Raw genomic sequence first — 16,575 nt, forward strand, 5'->3', positions numbered from 1 at the left:
AGGAAAGGAGGGGAAACCGTAAATTGGATGCTAAAAAATGAAAAAACAAGCCATTCAATTTTACGAAGTAGACCCGGAGGAATTTAAAAAAGAAATTCTTGAAGGGGTGGAAAAGCTCCTTGCAGAATTTTCTAAACAGTTCACTCCTAAAGAACCTGAAGTATGGTTGAGCCGAAAAGATGTATCAGATCTGTTGGGGATTTCCTTGCCAACGTGCCATGAATGGGGAAAATTAGGCATTCTGAAACCCTATAAGATAGGAACCAGGGTGCGGCACAGGCAATCGGATATTGAAGAAACCTTATTGAACTCAAATAGATCTGCCCGGGATAGGAGATAGATTTTTAAGATTCCGAATGCAAGAAATGCAGGAAATGCAGGCTTACAAAAATCTTTAAAATTTTAGAAAATTATCCTGGAAAGACTGCGAAGAAGAGTTTTTTAAGTAAAATCGCAGGTGAATATGATGTTTTGGTTATCCGTTATTCCGGTTCTCGATATACTCTCCGTAAGCTAATACAAAATCTGAATCACTATCCGACAATTGGGTACTATTCAATTCAGACTGGTCTTTTTGTTTAATTCTTTCTCTGAACTGATGGAATCCCGCCACAGATTTAGGAGACATACAGTCGGCAAAAACATCAAAATGCTTATCTAAATCTATTTGATAGTTAATAAACCCAAAATTCACATGTTTCAAATCCCAGGAGAGATTAAACATCACCACATACTTGCCGCTTATAAACCCTCCGGATGGTATTTTAGTGGTCTTTGAAGTTTGGCTTAAAATTTTTTCGAAGGTTAATCTGTGTACAGCTAAAATATATTCAGCTTTTTTGAGATCCGTTGTATAACCTCCAAGATCGTTTTCTATAATTTTATCTACAAATAATGTCATTTTAATTTTTATGAAAGTTGGAATTGGAAATTTGAGTTTCCAAAAATACCCTTAATCAAAATATTTCAATGCATCAATGGCTTTTTCTTCATCACCTTTTCCTAAATAGGCCATAAAATTACGCTCTGTATGGTGACCCGTAATAGTTTTTAGGTGAGAAAGAGGAACTTCTCCATAATAGTTAGTTGCAAAGCTCCTTCTACCAATATGACTTGAAACCAGCTTCCATTTTTCGTAATAGTCAGTTTTTTTTCTGAATTGCTTTTCTGCAACTTCTACTTTTTTGCTGCCCCAAACTTCTTCTTTTAAACCAGCTTTTTTACACACGTCTTTAATGTACTCGTTGTACTTTGGATCAGGTAAAGGTCTGGGGAACTCGCCATTCCTTTTATCGAGGATCTCCCGGACCTGTTTGAGCAAAGGGATGGTCATAATTTTACCCGTTTTCTTCTGAGTGAATTCGAGCAAAAACTTATCATCTTTCTTCCTAATCATATCTTTAGTAAATCGCATAAAATCGGAAATTCTCTGCCCGGTAAAGCATGAAATTATTAACCAGTCCCTGGCAGTCTCCAGGTGCTCTTTCGTAAAGCTCTTTTTCTTGATTTTTTCCAACTCCTCAAAAGTGAGATATATTTTTTCTGATTCCTTAGTTTTTGTTTTGATTCTGTCTAATTGCCGACTGGTTTCTAACCCTTGGCTATAGGCGTGTCTGGCTACTGTTTTAGTAAATTTAATAGCTCTTGCAATGGTATTATAAGCATAGCCTTTTTCCACCATAAAATTTTCAAAATCTCTTTTAAAATCCAGATTGATATCCTTCAGTAAAACAGTATGATTTAAGCTGTCCTGGAATTTCACCAGCATGTTCTTAATTACATTTGATTTTTTTACAGTAGCCGGACTAACATGCTCTTTTCTTTCCTCAATATAGACTTCTACGTAAGAGATAAGGTCTTCTGGCTTCTCCTTTACTTTTTTAGGATTATAGTAATCATTAATGATTTTCTGAAGCCATTCTTTAGAGATCTTTTCAGGATCTGTAGAATTAAAGGATTGCAAAATATGAGCTTCAATTTTATTCAGTTCCAGGTTAATACTGTTCTGCTTTTCCTTTAGCTCCTGGATCCTGTTTAGTTCATCAATATCATTAGTTCTTTTGAATCGTATTTGCAGATGTTCTTTTTCCCAATATTGTTTGGATACCTCCAGCTTTGTTTTTCCTCCAAGTGAAAAATCTTCATAACCCTTCGGAAATTTTTCATCAGTAATTCTGAAGAGCAATCTCAGGTTTAGAAAGGCTTTAGGTTTAGTAGAACGGTAGAGGAAATTTACGCTGGCCATGTCGGATATTTTGTACAGTCAAATGTAAATAATTTGTACGGTAGTTGTACGGTTAAGCGCAAATAAATGCAAACGGCCTCAATCTAAACCGAAAATAGAATTGAGTAAAATTTCTGGTATGCAGCATAATTACTGATGTTGTAGCCGCGTTTATGGATTTTTTTAGATTTTCATTTTTGTTGTCGTGTGGTTCAGGTGGGACCACAAAATAAATCCCCGCTAATGGCGGGGATTTTTTATTTCTTTTTGGTACACTTAATAGAAAACAAAACCCGAAATAAAATTCCGGGCTTTTAGACATCATCTTTTCTGCTTACTAACTAATTAAGCAATATAGATTTTTCTATTAGAGGATATTCCTGATTAGTTTATTCTTCCAGCTTTTTCCTGGTACGATTAATTTTTAGCTGTAGTACCATCACCATGCTGGTAAGGGTGACCGCTGTAATCAGAATTAGCATTTGTAGTTCCGGCATGATATCGGAAATTTCACCGCCGTAATAAGCTACCTTTCTAAACCCACTCAAATAGTGGGTCACGGGAATGGATTGTGCCATGGCATTTATACCATCTGGTATAGCCAGACTAGGCCAGGTAAATCCGCTTAATACAAAAGCGGGAGTGGAGATCACCATAAGAAGCTCGGTAGCTTTCAGCTGGTTGGGGATAAGGAGTGAAAATAACATCCCTATACCCATTGAAGCGAGCGTCAAAAGACTCGTTAATAATAACATCGGAATATTGAAAATATCCGCATCAATATTGAAAAAGATGAAGAACTGGCTTACAATGAACCACATCAGCGGCAATAATATTAGGAAGGGGGTGGCTTTTAGGCCGATGTGAGACACAGAATATTTTTTAACCTTTACAAGTTCCTTAAAATATCCGTCTTCAAAGTCGCGTGCAAAAACAAGTGCCATCGCAAGAAATATCACCTGCTGCATGATTGCTCCCAGTAGTCCAGGAAGCATAAAGCTCAGATAATTACCAGTGGAATTGTAGAGTTTGTTGAAGTTTATCTTAAAGCTTTCGAAGGATTCCTTAGCCTGAGAAGGGTGCATCCCCTGTTTCCTTAAGCCTTCGATTTCTATTCCCGCATTCAGGGTCATTAAAACCTGCTGAATATTCTTACTGGCGATATTTGCATTAAGGATATTGGCCATGTTAAGGTCTACCCTTATTTCGGGATGTCTTCTCTGGAGTACATCGGCTTCAAATCCTGAGGGTAGTGTAATAACAGCCGAATATTGTTCTACAGGCATCTCCTTGGTAAGGGATCCGGAAGTATATCGAACATCTTTAAGGAGCAAGGCTTCGTTATCATCAAAGGCATCCACGATCTTATCTGTCAATGGACTTATGTCCTGATCAACAATCACTATAGGGAGGTCTATCACTTTTGCCTGCTGATATACATAACCGAATAAGATACCATACAGGATAGGTGCTCCAAAAAAAATCGCACAGAGCACATTATTAGAAAGAATACGCCTGAATTCTGTTTTAAGCAATTGAAAAAATTCTTTCATTATCTTAATCTTTCAGAAGTATAGTGGCATTGATATAGAACTTTTTATCAGATATATCTGAGGTAGGAACTATTTTTAATTCGTAAACAGATTCCGAAAGTTCATAAAGGGGGGCTGTAGTGGTAATATCAGCATAATGAGCAAGCTGTTTGATCGCTCTTATTTTCCCGTTGATCTCTTCCTTGGTATAGGGGTTCACCATTACCAGTTCATCACCTTCTTTAAAATCATAAATATTTGACTCGTTAACAGTGAATCTGAAGTGAACACTGCTTTTCTTGTAGCCTGTAAAAAGTGTATAACCTGGGGTGAGTAACTCTCCCTCTTCGAGACTAACGGTTTCTATAGACATATCTGCCGGTGCGAGGAGGTAGATCTCGCTTGAAGCCGCCAGTACCTCTTCTTTTGCACCCCTGGCGCGATCTAACTGGCCTATCGCCTGGTCAATCTGTTCTGTTCTTGCTCCTTTTATGGCTTCATGGCGTTTTGCTTCCAGAGCCGAAACCTGTGCTTTTGCCATATTCAGCTTCATCTTTACTTCATCGAGCTGCTGGCGTGTCACAAGTGAATCTTTATACATGTTATTTAAACGGTGAAAAGATTCTTCTGCGAATTCAAGTTGTGCCCTGGCTGCTTCAATTTTTCCATCCAACTGTATGAGTTGCTCGGTGGTAGCACCGTTATACGCCATATTCAACTGTCCCTGCGCAGCTTTTATCGCACCTTCTGCCTGCATCATTTTTGCATCGATTTCAGGAATATCAAGAAAAGCGAGTGTATCCCCTTTTTTTACCTGCTCCCCTTCTTCTACATACATTTTTTCTATCCGGCCGGTTACCTTACTGCTCACCGCAATGGTCTCAAATTTTACTTTTCCTCTAAAAGGTGTTATTTCTTGCTCGTTGGTACATGAACTCAATACCAGTAGTATAAAAACTCCAAATCCTGTATTTCTTAGTTTTATCATTTTTTAAATTTTTTTAATAATTCAGTAATCCTTTAGCATGTAGAAGGGCAGTTGTAGCTCTCCTCTGATCGAAGTAAGACTGCTGTAACTGAAATTTTGCTTTTTCCACGTCTTTTAAGGCATCCAGCACTTCATTGATGGAAGCGAGGTCATTATGGTATTTCTTATCAAGCATTTCGTAAGTGGCTTCTGCGAGCTCGATCTCTTTTTTGGCTATTTCCGCATTCTGCACAGCAGCTTCGTATGAAAGTTGAGCCTTCATCTGGCTAAGTGCAATCATTTCTTCACCCTCCTCAATTTTTTCTCTGTACTTTTTACTTTCCAGTTTGGATTGTTGGCTTTTTAATCGGGACTCATTACCATCAAAAATGTTCCACTGGACACCTGCACCCACGTACCATTGAGGATCAAAAAGGGAAAGGTCATCTTCCAGAAATTCGTAATGTCCTTTTAGAGCTATTTTTGGAATGAATTTACTTCGCGCCATTTTTGCTTTATATTCTGTGGCTTTTTCAGCTTCTTCCAGGGCCATTATCTCATTACGCTTCTCTGAATCCTGTGTGGAATTCATCATTATCGTGGCTAATTGGGGCTGTAAAAGTTCTAATTCGTCTCTGTTTACACCGGTTAACTGTTGAAGAACTTCTATGAGCATCGTCTTTTTATGATTGAATTCAAGCTCTTTTGCTTTCAGCTGTTGCCTTGCCAGTTCTATCTTCTTACGGCTAATAGGGGTGGCCAGACCATTTTTAATGGCACTTGTTACAAAATCTTCCTGTTCCTGCAGGTAATCTTCCGATATCGAAAGAACTTTTTCCGAAGCATTTATTAAAGCTAACTGATCATAGGTTTCTATTATCTTAAGGGCGATTCGATCTTCTTCGGCCAGGCCGGCGTAGGTAACAGAAGCTTCCTTGTGTTTAGCCGCTTTAAGAGCATTGGTCGCTTCAAATCCGCTGAAGAGCACCCAGTCTATATCTACAGAAGACTTTAGAATATTCCTGTCCTGCAGATTGCTGGCTTGTTGTAGAGGAATATTTTCAGGAAAAGGAGCATTAAATGGAAGTCCTGCCGCCTCTTTAATGAGTAATTTCTGGGTGGCCATTAACAAATTCTGGGTATCCTCATCAAACGTGATATCATCATTCAGGCGGGTGTAACTACCATTAAGACTTAGTTTGGGAATAAATACGGATTTTGCCAGTTTTTGATCTATTTTGGCTTTCTCTGCCTCAAGGTCATAAACATTTACTTTGTGACTTTTTCCCAGTCCCTTCTTAATAAGATCTTTCAGAACCGGGTCTAACTGCTGGGCTGCAGAAGGATTGATAATAAAGATGAATAATAAGCACAAAATGCCCGTGCTTAATGGAGTTTTTTTCATTGCAACTGTTTTTAAAACAGTGCAAATTTCCCTACTTCCTCCGCTATTTCTTTTGATCTATGTCAAAAACTAAAAAATCATTGCTTATTGGTATCATAGCGGCGAATTCGGCTCAAAGTTTCCTGGGACATGCCCAGATAGGAGGCTATATAGCCCAACGGCACCCTGGTTGATAGATCCGGAAATTCAGTTAGCATATAATCATAGCGTTCTCTTGCCGTTTGAAATTGTAGCGCATTTAGCTTGTTTACCACTCGAGTGAGCATTTCGGTAGATAGCAGTCTGCCAAACTTTTCCATGTTATGATATTTGGCAAACAGGAAATCAATATCATCTCTTTTAATACTGTGAACCACGGAGTCTTCCAACATTTGAAGGTAATATAGGCTCGGAACCTGCTGAAAGAAACTTTCTACGCTTGACATCATTTTAGATTCTATAAAAAACCACTGTGTAACTTCTTTCCCATCTTCTTTGAGATAGAAACTCCTTCCGATTCCTTTTTCAACGAAATATAGCTTATTACAAATTTGGCCTTCTTTCACAAGGTTTTGATTCTTTTTTATAGTTTCCTTTTTAAAATGTGAGACTATACCTGTTATTTCCTCCTGGGGAAATGGGACAATGGTCTTTAAGAAATCTGATAGAATCATGGTTTATAAAATGCTAATTTTAGAGTTTTGCAAAGGTAAGGGAATGCAGAGAAAGCTATATTTGCTGCCGGATAATTTATGGAAGGTTGATGCGGAAGTGCATGTTCTGTGATTAAACGATTGTTAATTCTTTCGGGAATGAGCGATTTAAGGAAAAGATTGTTAAAAATTATTCTTTATTTGTTGAAAGGGAATCAGTTATTATATAAATTTGAAATATCTAAACTGACTGATTATTAACAAGGTATGAGGTGTTGAGGTGTTTTTGAAAAAGGAACTTCATTTTAATTAGCCCTGACTTCTTTGATAGTTGAATTTAGAATTGAATTTCTGAGATTTTATGTATGTTCTCTACCTTGAATTAAAATAGAAGCAGGGGTAAAAGTTGGAAAATTCTTACCTTTGACAGTGGAATTTCAAAAAATGACCTATATTTAAAGGTTTTCGCCGAAAATATTAACCGTACACCACATGGGGCAGATGAGAAGCATATTTCTTGTTATAATACTTAGTCTGGGTATTTCCATGTCTTCCTTTGCTCAGAAGGAGCCACCCCCTCCCCAGGATAAAAGACATATTAGCGGTCCTCCCTGTGATCCCGGTGATCAAAGCGGGAATCCAAACCGTCCCGGCGTCCCTCCTCCGGTAGGACTGTGTCTTCCTATAGATGACTATGTTTACGTTTTAATGATGGTAGGGGTAATGTATGGCTGTTATAAACTTAGAAAGTTTGAACTTGATTAGGACAAGTCAGTAAGGCGTTTCACATATTTCCCAATCACATCGAACTCCAGGTTCACGGTATCTCCAACCTTTAGATCTTTAAAGGTGGTATGTTCATACGTATAGGGGATAATAGCCACGCTGAATTTATTCTTCTGTGAATTCACTACTGTAAGGCTCACCCCGTTAATAGTTATGGAGCCTTTTTCAATTGTAATGTTTCCTATTTCAGGATCATATTCAAAAGAATAGGCCCAACTTCCGTCAGCTTCTTTTTTATAAGTACAGGTAGCGGTCTGATCAACATGTCCCTGTACAATATGTCCGTCCAGTCGGTCGCCTAGCTTCATCCCTCTTTCCAGGTTAATCCGGTCTCCGGTTTTAAGTTTACCAAGATTTGTTTTTTCCAGCGTTTCCTTAACAGCGGTCACAGTATATTCCTCGCCATCTATAGCCACCACGGTGAGACACACACCATTATGGGCTACACTCTGATCTATTTTAAGTTCGGGAGTCATATCTGCTTTTACATATATATTCAGATTACTTCCTGCTTTTTCCAGTTTTGTGATTTTTCCTGTTTCTTCGACTATTCCTGTGAACATTCTTTTCTATAATAATGGTTACATTTGTAGGTAAAATTAAAAATAATATATCGGGAAACTTTATGAAACATGCTGAAATGATCAAATTGGGGATTAGCATTGGAGATCTGAACGGGATCGGAAGTGAGATTGTGCTCAGGACCTTTGATGATGCCAGAATGCTCGACTTTTGTACCCCGATTATCTTTGCTTCTTCAAAAATCGTCAACTTCTTAAAGAAACATTATAAGCTTTCCCTGCATTTTCAGGGTATAGACGATCCTTCCAAGGCTATAGACGGAAAGATAAATGTAATGAACGTTTGGAAGGAGAATGTAAAGATCAATTTTGGAGAAGAAGATACTGTGGTTGGTGAATATGCTTTCAAATCTCTTGAAGCAGCTACACAGGCTTTGAAGAACGATGATATTGATGTGCTGGTGACCGCCCCTATTAATAAACACACGATCCAGTCAGATAAATTCAATTTTCCCGGCCATACCGATTACCTGGCAAAGGAATTGGGAGGCGATAGCCTGATGTTTATGATCACTGATAATCTGAAGATAGGCTTGCTTACAGACCATGTTGCACTGAAGGATATAGCTTCTGTGATCACTCCTGAACTTATTGAAAAAAAGATCGGAATCATACAGCAAACCCTTAAACAGGATTTCAGGGTGGAAAAACCCAAGATCGCTGTACTTGGCATTAATCCTCATAGTGGGGATAATGGGGTTATTGGTAAGGAGGATGAAGAAATTCTGAAGCCGGCTATTCAGAAGATAAGGGATAGGGGTGAACTTGTTTTTGGTCCGTATTCGGCTGATAGTTTTTTTGGCTCCAAGAATTATCAGAATTTTGATGCTGTTGTGGCTTCCTATCATGATCAGGGTCTCATTCCCTTTAAGACTCTTTCCTTTGGGAGAGGGGTTAATTTTACTGCAGGTCTCAGCAAGGTACGCACCTCACCAGATCATGGTACGGCTTTCGAAATTGCCGGAAAGAATGAAGCCAATATTAATTCCTTCAAGGAAGCGGTTTTCAAAGCGATTGAGATCTTTAAAGCCAGGGAGGAATATAAGGAACTGACCGAAAATCCATTGAAGAAACAAGGCAGGAAGATATAAACAAAAAATTGTTTATAAAAAGGTCATAATTCATTAATTTTTATATCTTTGCACCCGCCTTTACGGAAACGGAAGGCACTCAAAACTGAGGAGAGATGAGGAATTTAGAAGAGTTTACAATTCCTTTTAAGGGATTAAAGCTTGGGAAACACCAGTTTGAGTATGAGTTAGATAACAGGTTCTTTGAACATTTTGAGTACGACGAATTCAATAGCGCTGATGTAAAGATCGACCTGCTGTTCGAAAAGAAAACCACCATGATGGAGTTGACTTTCAGGGCGACAGGAACAGTGAATGTGAACTGTGATCTTACCAATGAACCATTTGATCAACCAATAGACAATAAGTTATTTCTGGTGATCAAGTTTGGAGATGAATTCAACGATGAAGATGAAGACCTGCTCATCATACCGCATGGAGAATATGAAGTAAATATCCAGCAGTATATATATGAGCTGGTGGTGCTTTCAGTGCCTGCTAAACGTATTCATCCGGGAGTTGAAGACGGCACATTGAAATCTGAAGTGCTCGACAAGCTCGAAGAGCTTAGTTTGAAAAATCAGAAAAAGAAAAAAGAGGATGAAACAGATCCTCGCTGGGACAAATTAAAAAATTTACTAAACGAATAATTAAGAGGAAGCCATGGCACATCCAAAGAGAAAAATCTCTAAAACCAGAAGAGATAAAAGAAGAACACATTATAAAGCTTCAGCTCCAAAAGTGGCTGTAGATTCTGTAACAGGTGAAGCGCACCTATACCACAGAGCTCACTGGCACGAAGGTAAACTTTATTATCGTGGCCAGGTATTAATTGATAATACCGAAGAGATAGAGGCTTAATTTTTAGGATTAGAGCTTTACGAAAAGATAGAGAACTCTCACATAGTGGGAGTTTTTTGTTTTTAGTTGAATAAGTCCTAAAAAGACCTTAATTTGCACGCCGGTTAGAATTAATTTTAGTAATTTTCTCTGATTTTTTCTACCGATTTAGGACCGGTGAGAGGTGAATTAAATCCAGTTTTATGAGTAAAATCACGGCAGCAATTACAGCTGTAGGGGGCTATGTACCCGAAGATGTTTTAACCAACAAGATGTTGGAAGAAATGGTGGACACGACAGATGAATGGATAACCACCAGAACCGGAATTAAGGAAAGACACATCCTCAAAGATCCAGCCAAAGGTACTTCTTACCTTGCCATCCAGGCCGCAAAAGAGATTCTTCGAAAAACCAACCTGGATCCAAAAGAAATAGATCTTATTATCATGGCAACTGCCACACCCGATATGCCCGTGGCTTCCACAGGTGTATATGTGGCAACCGAAATTGGAGCAACGAACGCATTTTCCTATGATCTGCAGGCCGCTTGCTCCAGCTTTTTATACGGAATGTCCACAGGAGCTGCCTATATAGAAGCCGGGCGATATAAAAAGGTGCTCGTAATAGGCGCCGATAAAATGTCATCTATCATTGATTATTCTGACCGTACCACCTGTATCATTTTTGGTGATGGGGCCGGCGCGGTCTTGATGGAGCCAAACACCGAAGGTCTGGGACTTCAGGATGAGATATTGAGAAGTGATGCTGTTGGAAGAGAATCTCTGAAGATACAGGCTGGAGGATCTCTTACACCTCCAACGGAAGAAACTGTAGCTAAGAAATTGCATTTTGTGCAACAGGATGGAAAGACAGTTTTTAAGTTTGCTGTGTCCAATATGGCCGGAGTTAGCGAACAGATCATGAAGCGAAACGAGCTAACCAATGAAGATGTGGACTGGCTGGTAGCCCATCAGGCTAACAAGCGTATCATAGATGCGACTGCAAACAGGATGGGACTTAATGACGAAAAAAAGGTTCTTATGAATATTCAACGATATGGTAATACCACTTCGGCAACCTTACCATTATTGCTAAGCGATTACGAAAAAGACTTTAAAAAAGGAGATAATTTAATATTTGCCTCTTTCGGAGGTGGCTTCACATGGGGAGCTGCTTACCTTAAATGGGCCTATAACTCATAAAAAACCAACACCAAATATTATGGATTTAAAGGAAATTCAGAATCTGATAAAATTTGTCGCCAAATCTGGTGCAAGTGAGGTAAAACTGGAAACTGGTGATGTGAAAATCACAATAAAAACAGGTTCAGACGAAAAAGAAACAACCATAGTACAACAGGTTCCTGTAGGTCAGCAAATGCCACAGCAAATGGCCGCTCAACCGCAGCAACAAGCTCCTGCTCCACAACCACAGCAAGAAAGTTCCAGTTCTCAAAAAGAGTCAAAAGATTCTTCTGAAGACGATTCTAAATATATCACAGTAAAATCTCCGATCATTGGGACTTTCTACAGAAAACCTTCACCAGACAAGCCTGCTTTTGTGGAAACAGGCGACACTGTTAAGGCGGGTGATGTACTGTGCGTAATTGAAGCGATGAAACTTTTCAATGAAATTGAAAGTGAAGTATCTGGTAAGATCGTGAAAGTGCTGGTAGAAGATTCTTCTCCTGTAGAATTCGATCAGCCTTTATTCTTAGTTGATCCATCATAATTTACTGCCCGTTTTAACCACTGAAAGCCCTTTTTGGGCTTCAGAACTTTAAAAGCATTAGGTATGTTTAAAAAAATATTGATTGCAAACAGAGGTGAGATCGCATTGCGTGTAATTCGCACCTGTAAGGAAATGGGTATAAAAACGGTGGCGGTATATTCAACGGCAGATGCTGAAAGTCTGCACGTGAGATTTGCCGATGAGGCCGTTTGTATTGGACCACCCCCAAGTAACCTTTCTTATTTAAAGATTTCTAATATAATAGCAGCAGCTGAAATTACTAATGCTGATGCCATACACCCGGGATACGGATTCCTCTCGGAAAATGCCAAGTTTTCTAAGATCTGTGAAGAACACGATATTAAATTTATCGGGGCATCTCCTGAAATGATTTCGAAAATGGGAGATAAGGCTACTGCAAAAGCAACCATGAGAGCTGCAGGAGTACCTTGCGTTCCTGGTTCTGAAGGTATCCTTAAAGATTATAAAGAATGTCTTTCCCTGGCCAAGGAAATAGGTTTTCCTGTTATGCTTAAAGCTACTGCCGGTGGTGGTGGTAAAGGGATGCGAGCCGTATGGAAAGAAGAAGATCTTGAGGCCGCATGGGAATCTGCCAGAAAAGAAGCTGAAGCCGCTTTTGGAAACGACGGGATGTATATGGAAAAGCTAATTGAAGAGCCTCGCCATATTGAGATACAGATAGTGGGAGACAGCAGTGGAAAAGCCTGCCATCTTTCAGAAAGAGATTGTTCTATTCAGCGTCGCCACCAGAAACTTACCGAAGAGACACCTTCTCCGTTCATGACCGATACGCTGCGTAAGAAAATGGGAGAAGCCGCTGTAAAAGCTGCTGAATTCATTAAATATGAAGGTGCCGGAACCGTGGAATTCCTGGTAGATAAGCACAGGAACTTCTACTTTATGGAAATGAATACCCGTATTCAGGTAGAGCATCCTATCACCGAGCAGGTGATAGATTACGATCTTATTCGTGAACAGATACTGGTAGCTGCCGGTGTACCGATCTCTGGAAAGAATTACGAACCACAGCTTCACTCTATAGAATGCAGGATCAATGCAGAAGATCCGTATCATGGTTTCAGACCTTCTCCAGGAAAGATCACTAACCTGCATGCGCCGGGAGGCCATGGGGTGAGAATCGACACCCATGTTTATAGCGGGTATATTATTCCTCCAAACTATGATTCTATGATCGCCAAGCTTATAACTACTGCCCAGACCAGGGAAGAGGCGATCAACAAGATGAAGCGTGCGCTTGATGAGTTTGTAATCGAAGGAATTAAGACAACGATACCTTTCCATCGTCAGTTGATGGATCATCCTGATTATATTGAAGGAAACTATACTACAAAGTTCATGGAAGATTTCAAGATGAAACCCATGGAAGAATAGTACAAATTCCTAAAACTTTTATAAGCCTCACAGGTTTCCGTAATCTGTGAGGTTTTTTTGTATTTTCAACCAAAGAAATTACGCAGCTATGAATTTTTCCTTTTGGGAAACCGATTCCTGGATATCCAATATTGATTATTGTATCGTTGGAAGTGGGATCACCGGATTAAACTGTGCATTAAGGCTTAAGGCAAAGGAGCCTGAAGCAAGGGTACTTATTCTTGAAAAAGGAATGCTGCCTGAAGGTGCCAGTACCAAAAATGCCGGTTTTGCATGCTTTGGAAGTATTTCGGAGATCCTGGAAGATCTTAAAACCCACACTGGGGATGAGGTGGTAAAACTTGTAGAGAAGCGCGTAAAGGGACTGGAATTACTAAGAAATAATCTTGGGGATAAAGAGATTGATTATCATTCTTATGGAGGCTATGAGCTTTTTGTGCCGGAAGATGAAGAACTTTATGCCGAATGCATTCAGAAATTACCTGAAGTAAACGAACTGCTAAGGCCGGTTTTTAATGATGAGGTCTTTAGTCTTGCCGAAAATGAATTTGGTTTCAGAAATATTCAGCCTAAACTTATTTACAGTAAATATGAAGGTCAGATCGATACCGGGAAAATGATGAGCGCTTTATTGAAAAAAATTCACGGCCTCGGAATCCGAATACTGAATAATGTTCTGGTGAAAGAGCTTGCAAATGAAGAAAATCAAATACGGATCAAAACTGATAGATTTGATTTCACTGCAAAAAAGGCCATTATTACCACCAATGGTTTTGCTTCGCGACTTGGAATTAGTGAGGTGAAACCGGCAAGGGCCCAGGTGTTGATTACGAAACCTTTTAAGAACCTTCCTTTTCAGGGGACTTTTCATTTGGATAAGGGTTATTATTATTTCAGGAATATTGGAAACCGGATCTTATTTGGCGGAGGAAGAAACCTTGACTTCAAAACTGAGGAAACAGATGAGACCGGCCTAACAGATCTTATTCAGAATAAACTAAAAGAGCTTTTAAAAACCACTATAATTCCCGATACTGAATTCGAGATAGAACAATCCTGGAGTGGGATAATGGGAGTAGGGACTCAAAAAAAACCAATTATCAGAGAGATTTCTAAAAATGTATATTGCGGAGTGAGACTTGGAGGAATGGGTGTGGCTATTGGAAGCTTGGTAGGAAGGGAAATCGCAGATCTAGCTTTAAAATCATGATAAAAAGAATTTTCAGGTTCATTTTCAAAGTCCTTTTAGGATTATTTCTTTTCAGCATCTTAATAGTAGTGGTTTACAAGTGGGTGCCGGTACCTTTTACTCCTCTCATGGCAATACGTTATTTTGAAAATCCTGAGGAGAAGATCGAGCATGACTGGGTACCTATAGATGATATTTCAAGACATCTTCAGCTGGCGGTTATCACCAGCGAGGATCAGAATTTTGTAAAGCATCAGGGGTTTGATTTTGAAGCTATTCAGAAGGCAATGGAAGATAACAGATCCGGAAGAAAGATTCGGGGGGCGTCTACCATTTCCCAGCAAACTGCTAAAAATGTCTTTTTATGGCCCGGTAGGACCTGGTTCAGAAAAGGGATGGAAGCCTACTTTACTTTTCTTATCGAAATGCTCTGGAGTAAGGAAAGGATACTGGAAGTATATTTAAACAGTATTGAAATGGGGAAAGGAGTATATGGAGCTCAGGCAGCAGCCCAGCACTGGTTTGGAAAGAATGCTATTGATCTTTCAGCCTATGAATCTGCGGCCATAGCTGCGGTACTTCCGAATCCAAGAGAATACAGAGCGAATCCCGCTTCCAGTTTTATTCAGAGAAGAAAGAACTGGATCGTTGGACAGATGCAGAATTATGGCAGATTCAGTCTTGAATAATATGAAAGCCGAACGTTTCAATCTGATAAAGGCTTGCCGTAATTTTCTTCAGCTGAAAATAGATGTGCTTGAGAAAGGCTTGAACGGACTAAAAGAAGACCTGGAGAATGAATCGAAAAGTAGTGCCGGGGATAAATACGAGACGGGTCGTGAAATGATCAATATTGAGTGGAACAAGCTAAGTGCCCAGCTAAATGAATATGAGAAACTGGGGAATATACTGAAGAGGATAGAAAATCATAAACCTTCAGGAGAGGTCAGGCTTGGTAGTATTGTCAGGACCCGGCTTGCCAATTATTTCATTTCAATTCCAGCAGGTGAAATTAGTACACAGGATAATAAGTTCTTTGCGGTTGGAATTCAGGCTCCGGTGGCCCAAAAATTACTTGGGAAGCAGGAAGGGGATCATTTTGAAATGAATGGAAAGACATTCAGGATCAATACGGTTAGCTAAGACGTTTTTCAACTATATCTTCAGCAACTTTGAGTTTGATTCTTGTCTCGGGTGTAATAGCTTCGTGATGCTCTATTAGAATATGATCGCTGTTAAGAACAGCTTCTATCAAAAAACTTTTTCCTTTAAAATATGATTTCCTTACGATGGCTTCAATTTTAGAGTTGGGGACTATCTTAATCTCATGCGGATAAAGTATCACTCTTTTCCTGCTGGAACTATTCTTATTAAGATTCTTAAACATGATGTGGTTCACATCACCAAAAAGAGAGGCGGTGTATTTATTGGGCGGAGCCTTGTAAAGATCCTGAGGAGTCCCATCTGCATAGATATTCCCATTCTTGAGCACGAAGGTACGATCGGCAAAAGAGAGCGCATCGGTACTGTCATGTGTGGCTATAAAGCAGGTAATGTTTCTTTCTTTTAAATATGAGAATAGTCTTCTTCTGAGGTTGTTTTTGCGAAAATGGTCAATATGGCTAAATGGTTCGTCCAGCAAGAGGATTTCGGGTTCTTTGGCCAGAGCGCGGGCCAGGGCGATCCTTTGTTGCTGTCCGCCACTCAGGAATTTAGCCTTTTTATCAGCTTCATCTTCCATTTCTACCACTTCCAGAAGCTCTTTTATTCTTCTTTTCTTCTTGATGGGATATAGATTGCTCAGGTGTTTTCCAACATTTTCAGCTGCGCTGATGGGAAGCATAAGATCAAAGTCCTGGGCCAGATATTTTATAAAAGGTTCGCCGGGAACCAGGTTATAATTAGGCCCTAGTAATTCCTGACCTTCCCATGTGATTTTTCCGTCGGTATGCAGAAGTCCGTAAATAAGCTTGAGCAGTGTACTCTTTCCGCAACCGCTTTCACCAATAATGGAAACATTCTGTCCTTTTTCTATCTGGAAATTTAGATTTTTAAGTACAGGTTCTGTCTCGTAAGCAAAAGATACATTTTGGAGCTTTAGCATATCAGGTTAAATTCTTGTTTATAAAATGATAATTTTAATAGGGTCATTTGAGCTTTTCCCTATCTTTTGAAACAACTTATACATTCAAACTGTTTTTATTT

The 16,575-nt window shown here is 39.4% G+C and carries 19 protein-coding genes; 11 read left to right on the forward strand and 8 right to left on the reverse strand.

What is annotated here, in order from left to right:
* The first annotated feature begins 37 nt into the window (after positions 1-37).
* Complete coding sequence (locus EZJ28_RS11770) at positions 38-340, forward strand: helix-turn-helix domain-containing protein (protein ID WP_131398078.1); 303 nt, start codon at positions 38-40, stop codon at positions 338-340.
* Positions 341-475: 135 nt separating this feature from the next.
* Here EZJ28_RS11770 and EZJ28_RS11775 read toward each other — a convergent pair whose 3' ends face one another.
* The 6 genes from EZJ28_RS11775 to EZJ28_RS11800 form a co-directional block, all read right to left on the reverse strand.
* Positions 476-901 carry a hypothetical protein gene (locus EZJ28_RS11775; RefSeq protein WP_131398080.1) on the reverse strand — a complete coding sequence of 142 codons (426 nt, stop codon included), beginning with the start codon at positions 899-901 and terminating at the stop codon, positions 476-478.
* 51 nt (positions 902-952) lie between these two features.
* Complete coding sequence (locus EZJ28_RS11780; protein ID WP_131398082.1) at positions 953-2,245, reverse strand: site-specific integrase; 1,293 nt, start codon at positions 2,243-2,245, stop codon at positions 953-955.
* Between the two features lie 368 nt (positions 2,246-2,613).
* Complete coding sequence (locus tag EZJ28_RS11785; protein WP_131398084.1) at positions 2,614-3,777, reverse strand: ABC transporter permease; 1,164 nt, start codon at positions 3,775-3,777, stop codon at positions 2,614-2,616.
* 4 nt (positions 3,778-3,781) lie between these two features.
* Positions 3,782-4,744, reverse strand: a complete 963-nt coding sequence (locus EZJ28_RS11790) for an HlyD family secretion protein (RefSeq protein ID WP_131398085.1) — start codon at positions 4,742-4,744, stop codon at positions 3,782-3,784.
* Positions 4,745-4,757: 13 nt separating this feature from the next.
* Positions 4,758-6,128, reverse strand: coding sequence for a TolC family protein (locus EZJ28_RS11795; RefSeq protein WP_131398087.1), 1,371 nt, complete (start codon positions 6,126-6,128; stop codon positions 4,758-4,760).
* A 77-nt stretch (positions 6,129-6,205) separates the two neighbouring features.
* Positions 6,206-6,781, reverse strand: a complete 576-nt coding sequence (locus tag EZJ28_RS11800) for a Crp/Fnr family transcriptional regulator (protein ID WP_131398088.1) — start codon at positions 6,779-6,781, stop codon at positions 6,206-6,208.
* A gap of 480 nt (positions 6,782-7,261) precedes the next feature.
* Here EZJ28_RS11800 and EZJ28_RS11805 point away from each other — a divergent pair, with 480 nt between their 5' ends.
* A complete protein-coding gene (locus EZJ28_RS11805) occupies positions 7,262-7,525 on the forward strand; it encodes a hypothetical protein (protein WP_131398090.1) in 264 nt (87 codons plus the stop codon).
* Here EZJ28_RS11805 and EZJ28_RS11810 read toward each other — a convergent pair.
* Positions 7,522-8,109 (reverse strand): riboflavin synthase, encoded by a 588-nt coding sequence (locus tag EZJ28_RS11810; RefSeq protein ID WP_131398092.1) that lies wholly within the window; start codon positions 8,107-8,109, stop codon positions 7,522-7,524. The two genes, EZJ28_RS11805 and EZJ28_RS11810, sit on opposite strands and share 4 nt — an antisense overlap.
* Before the next feature lie 62 nt (positions 8,110-8,171).
* Here EZJ28_RS11810 and pdxA point away from each other — a divergent pair, with 62 nt between their 5' ends.
* From pdxA to EZJ28_RS11855, 9 genes are all read left to right on the forward strand, one after another.
* Entirely contained in the window at positions 8,172-9,218 is a 1,047-nt protein-coding gene (pdxA, locus tag EZJ28_RS11815; RefSeq protein WP_131398095.1) for a 4-hydroxythreonine-4-phosphate dehydrogenase PdxA, read from the forward strand.
* A 95-nt stretch (positions 9,219-9,313) separates the two neighbouring features.
* A complete protein-coding gene (locus EZJ28_RS11820) occupies positions 9,314-9,847 on the forward strand; it encodes a DUF177 domain-containing protein (protein WP_131398096.1) in 534 nt (177 codons plus the stop codon).
* A 13-nt stretch (positions 9,848-9,860) separates the two neighbouring features.
* Positions 9,861-10,058, forward strand: coding sequence for a 50S ribosomal protein L32 (gene rpmF / locus EZJ28_RS11825; protein WP_131398098.1), 198 nt, complete (start codon positions 9,861-9,863; stop codon positions 10,056-10,058).
* Between the two features lie 182 nt (positions 10,059-10,240).
* On the forward strand, positions 10,241-11,239 hold the full coding sequence (locus tag EZJ28_RS11830; protein WP_131398100.1) for a beta-ketoacyl-ACP synthase III: 999 nt from the start codon (positions 10,241-10,243) through the stop codon (positions 11,237-11,239).
* Between the two features lie 19 nt (positions 11,240-11,258).
* Complete coding sequence (accB, locus tag EZJ28_RS11835) at positions 11,259-11,768, forward strand: acetyl-CoA carboxylase biotin carboxyl carrier protein (protein WP_131398102.1); 510 nt, start codon at positions 11,259-11,261, stop codon at positions 11,766-11,768.
* A gap of 63 nt (positions 11,769-11,831) precedes the next feature.
* Entirely contained in the window at positions 11,832-13,181 is a 1,350-nt protein-coding gene (accC, locus tag EZJ28_RS11840) for an acetyl-CoA carboxylase biotin carboxylase subunit (protein WP_131398104.1), read from the forward strand.
* Between the two features lie 88 nt (positions 13,182-13,269).
* Positions 13,270-14,391: an FAD-binding oxidoreductase gene (locus EZJ28_RS11845; protein ID WP_131398106.1), complete on the forward strand. Its 1,122-nt coding sequence runs from the start codon at positions 13,270-13,272 to the stop codon at positions 14,389-14,391.
* Positions 14,388-15,059, forward strand: a complete 672-nt coding sequence (gene mtgA, locus EZJ28_RS11850; protein WP_131398108.1) for a monofunctional biosynthetic peptidoglycan transglycosylase — start codon at positions 14,388-14,390, stop codon at positions 15,057-15,059. Before EZJ28_RS11845 ends, mtgA begins: the two co-directional genes overlap by 4 nt.
* Positions 15,037-15,513 carry a GreA/GreB family elongation factor gene (locus EZJ28_RS11855; protein WP_242670113.1) on the forward strand — a complete coding sequence of 159 codons (477 nt, stop codon included), beginning with the start codon at positions 15,037-15,039 and terminating at the stop codon, positions 15,511-15,513. The genes mtgA and EZJ28_RS11855 overlap by 23 nt, the downstream gene beginning before the upstream one ends.
* Here EZJ28_RS11855 and EZJ28_RS11860 read toward each other — a convergent pair.
* Positions 15,506-16,474: an ABC transporter ATP-binding protein gene (locus EZJ28_RS11860; RefSeq protein WP_131398110.1), complete on the reverse strand. Its 969-nt coding sequence runs from the start codon at positions 16,472-16,474 to the stop codon at positions 15,506-15,508. The two genes, EZJ28_RS11855 and EZJ28_RS11860, sit on opposite strands and share 8 nt — an antisense overlap.
* Between the last annotated feature and the right edge of the window lie 101 nt (positions 16,475-16,575).

This window comes from Gramella sp. KN1008 (assembly GCF_004332155.1).
Lineage (GTDB): Bacteria > Bacteroidota > Bacteroidia > Flavobacteriales > Flavobacteriaceae > Christiangramia.

What these genes read in the sequence shown, in the direction of transcription:
- EZJ28_RS11855 (WP_242670113.1), top strand. Translation starts at nt 15,037, where the DNA reads ATGGCAGATTCAGTCTTGAATAATATGAAAGCCGAACGTTTCAATCTG.
- EZJ28_RS11785 (WP_131398084.1), bottom strand. Translation starts at nt 3,777, where the DNA reads ATGAAAGAATTTTTTCAATTGCTTAAAACAGAATTCAGGCGTATTCTT.
- EZJ28_RS11795 (WP_131398087.1), bottom strand. Translation starts at nt 6,128, where the DNA reads ATGAAAAAAACTCCATTAAGCACGGGCATTTTGTGCTTATTATTCATC.
- EZJ28_RS11820 (WP_131398096.1), top strand. Translation starts at nt 9,314, where the DNA reads ATGAGGAATTTAGAAGAGTTTACAATTCCTTTTAAGGGATTAAAGCTT.
- EZJ28_RS11810 (WP_131398092.1), bottom strand. Translation starts at nt 8,109, where the DNA reads ATGTTCACAGGAATAGTCGAAGAAACAGGAAAAATCACAAAACTGGAA.
- EZJ28_RS11800 (WP_131398088.1), bottom strand. Translation starts at nt 6,781, where the DNA reads ATGATTCTATCAGATTTCTTAAAGACCATTGTCCCATTTCCCCAGGAG.
- EZJ28_RS11805 (WP_131398090.1), top strand. Translation starts at nt 7,262, where the DNA reads ATGAGAAGCATATTTCTTGTTATAATACTTAGTCTGGGTATTTCCATG.
- EZJ28_RS11860 (WP_131398110.1), bottom strand. Translation starts at nt 16,474, where the DNA reads ATGCTAAAGCTCCAAAATGTATCTTTTGCTTACGAGACAGAACCTGTA.
- mtgA (WP_131398108.1), top strand. Translation starts at nt 14,388, where the DNA reads ATGATAAAAAGAATTTTCAGGTTCATTTTCAAAGTCCTTTTAGGATTA.
- accB (WP_131398102.1), top strand. Translation starts at nt 11,259, where the DNA reads ATGGATTTAAAGGAAATTCAGAATCTGATAAAATTTGTCGCCAAATCT.
- EZJ28_RS11845 (WP_131398106.1), top strand. Translation starts at nt 13,270, where the DNA reads ATGAATTTTTCCTTTTGGGAAACCGATTCCTGGATATCCAATATTGAT.
- accC (WP_131398104.1), top strand. Translation starts at nt 11,832, where the DNA reads ATGTTTAAAAAAATATTGATTGCAAACAGAGGTGAGATCGCATTGCGT.
- rpmF (WP_131398098.1), top strand. Translation starts at nt 9,861, where the DNA reads ATGGCACATCCAAAGAGAAAAATCTCTAAAACCAGAAGAGATAAAAGA.
- EZJ28_RS11790 (WP_131398085.1), bottom strand. Translation starts at nt 4,744, where the DNA reads ATGATAAAACTAAGAAATACAGGATTTGGAGTTTTTATACTACTGGTA.
- EZJ28_RS11770 (WP_131398078.1), top strand. Translation starts at nt 38, where the DNA reads ATGAAAAAACAAGCCATTCAATTTTACGAAGTAGACCCGGAGGAATTT.
- EZJ28_RS11775 (WP_131398080.1), bottom strand. Translation starts at nt 901, where the DNA reads ATGACATTATTTGTAGATAAAATTATAGAAAACGATCTTGGAGGTTAT.
- EZJ28_RS11780 (WP_131398082.1), bottom strand. Translation starts at nt 2,245, where the DNA reads ATGGCCAGCGTAAATTTCCTCTACCGTTCTACTAAACCTAAAGCCTTT.
- EZJ28_RS11830 (WP_131398100.1), top strand. Translation starts at nt 10,241, where the DNA reads ATGAGTAAAATCACGGCAGCAATTACAGCTGTAGGGGGCTATGTACCC.
- pdxA (WP_131398095.1), top strand. Translation starts at nt 8,172, where the DNA reads ATGAAACATGCTGAAATGATCAAATTGGGGATTAGCATTGGAGATCTG.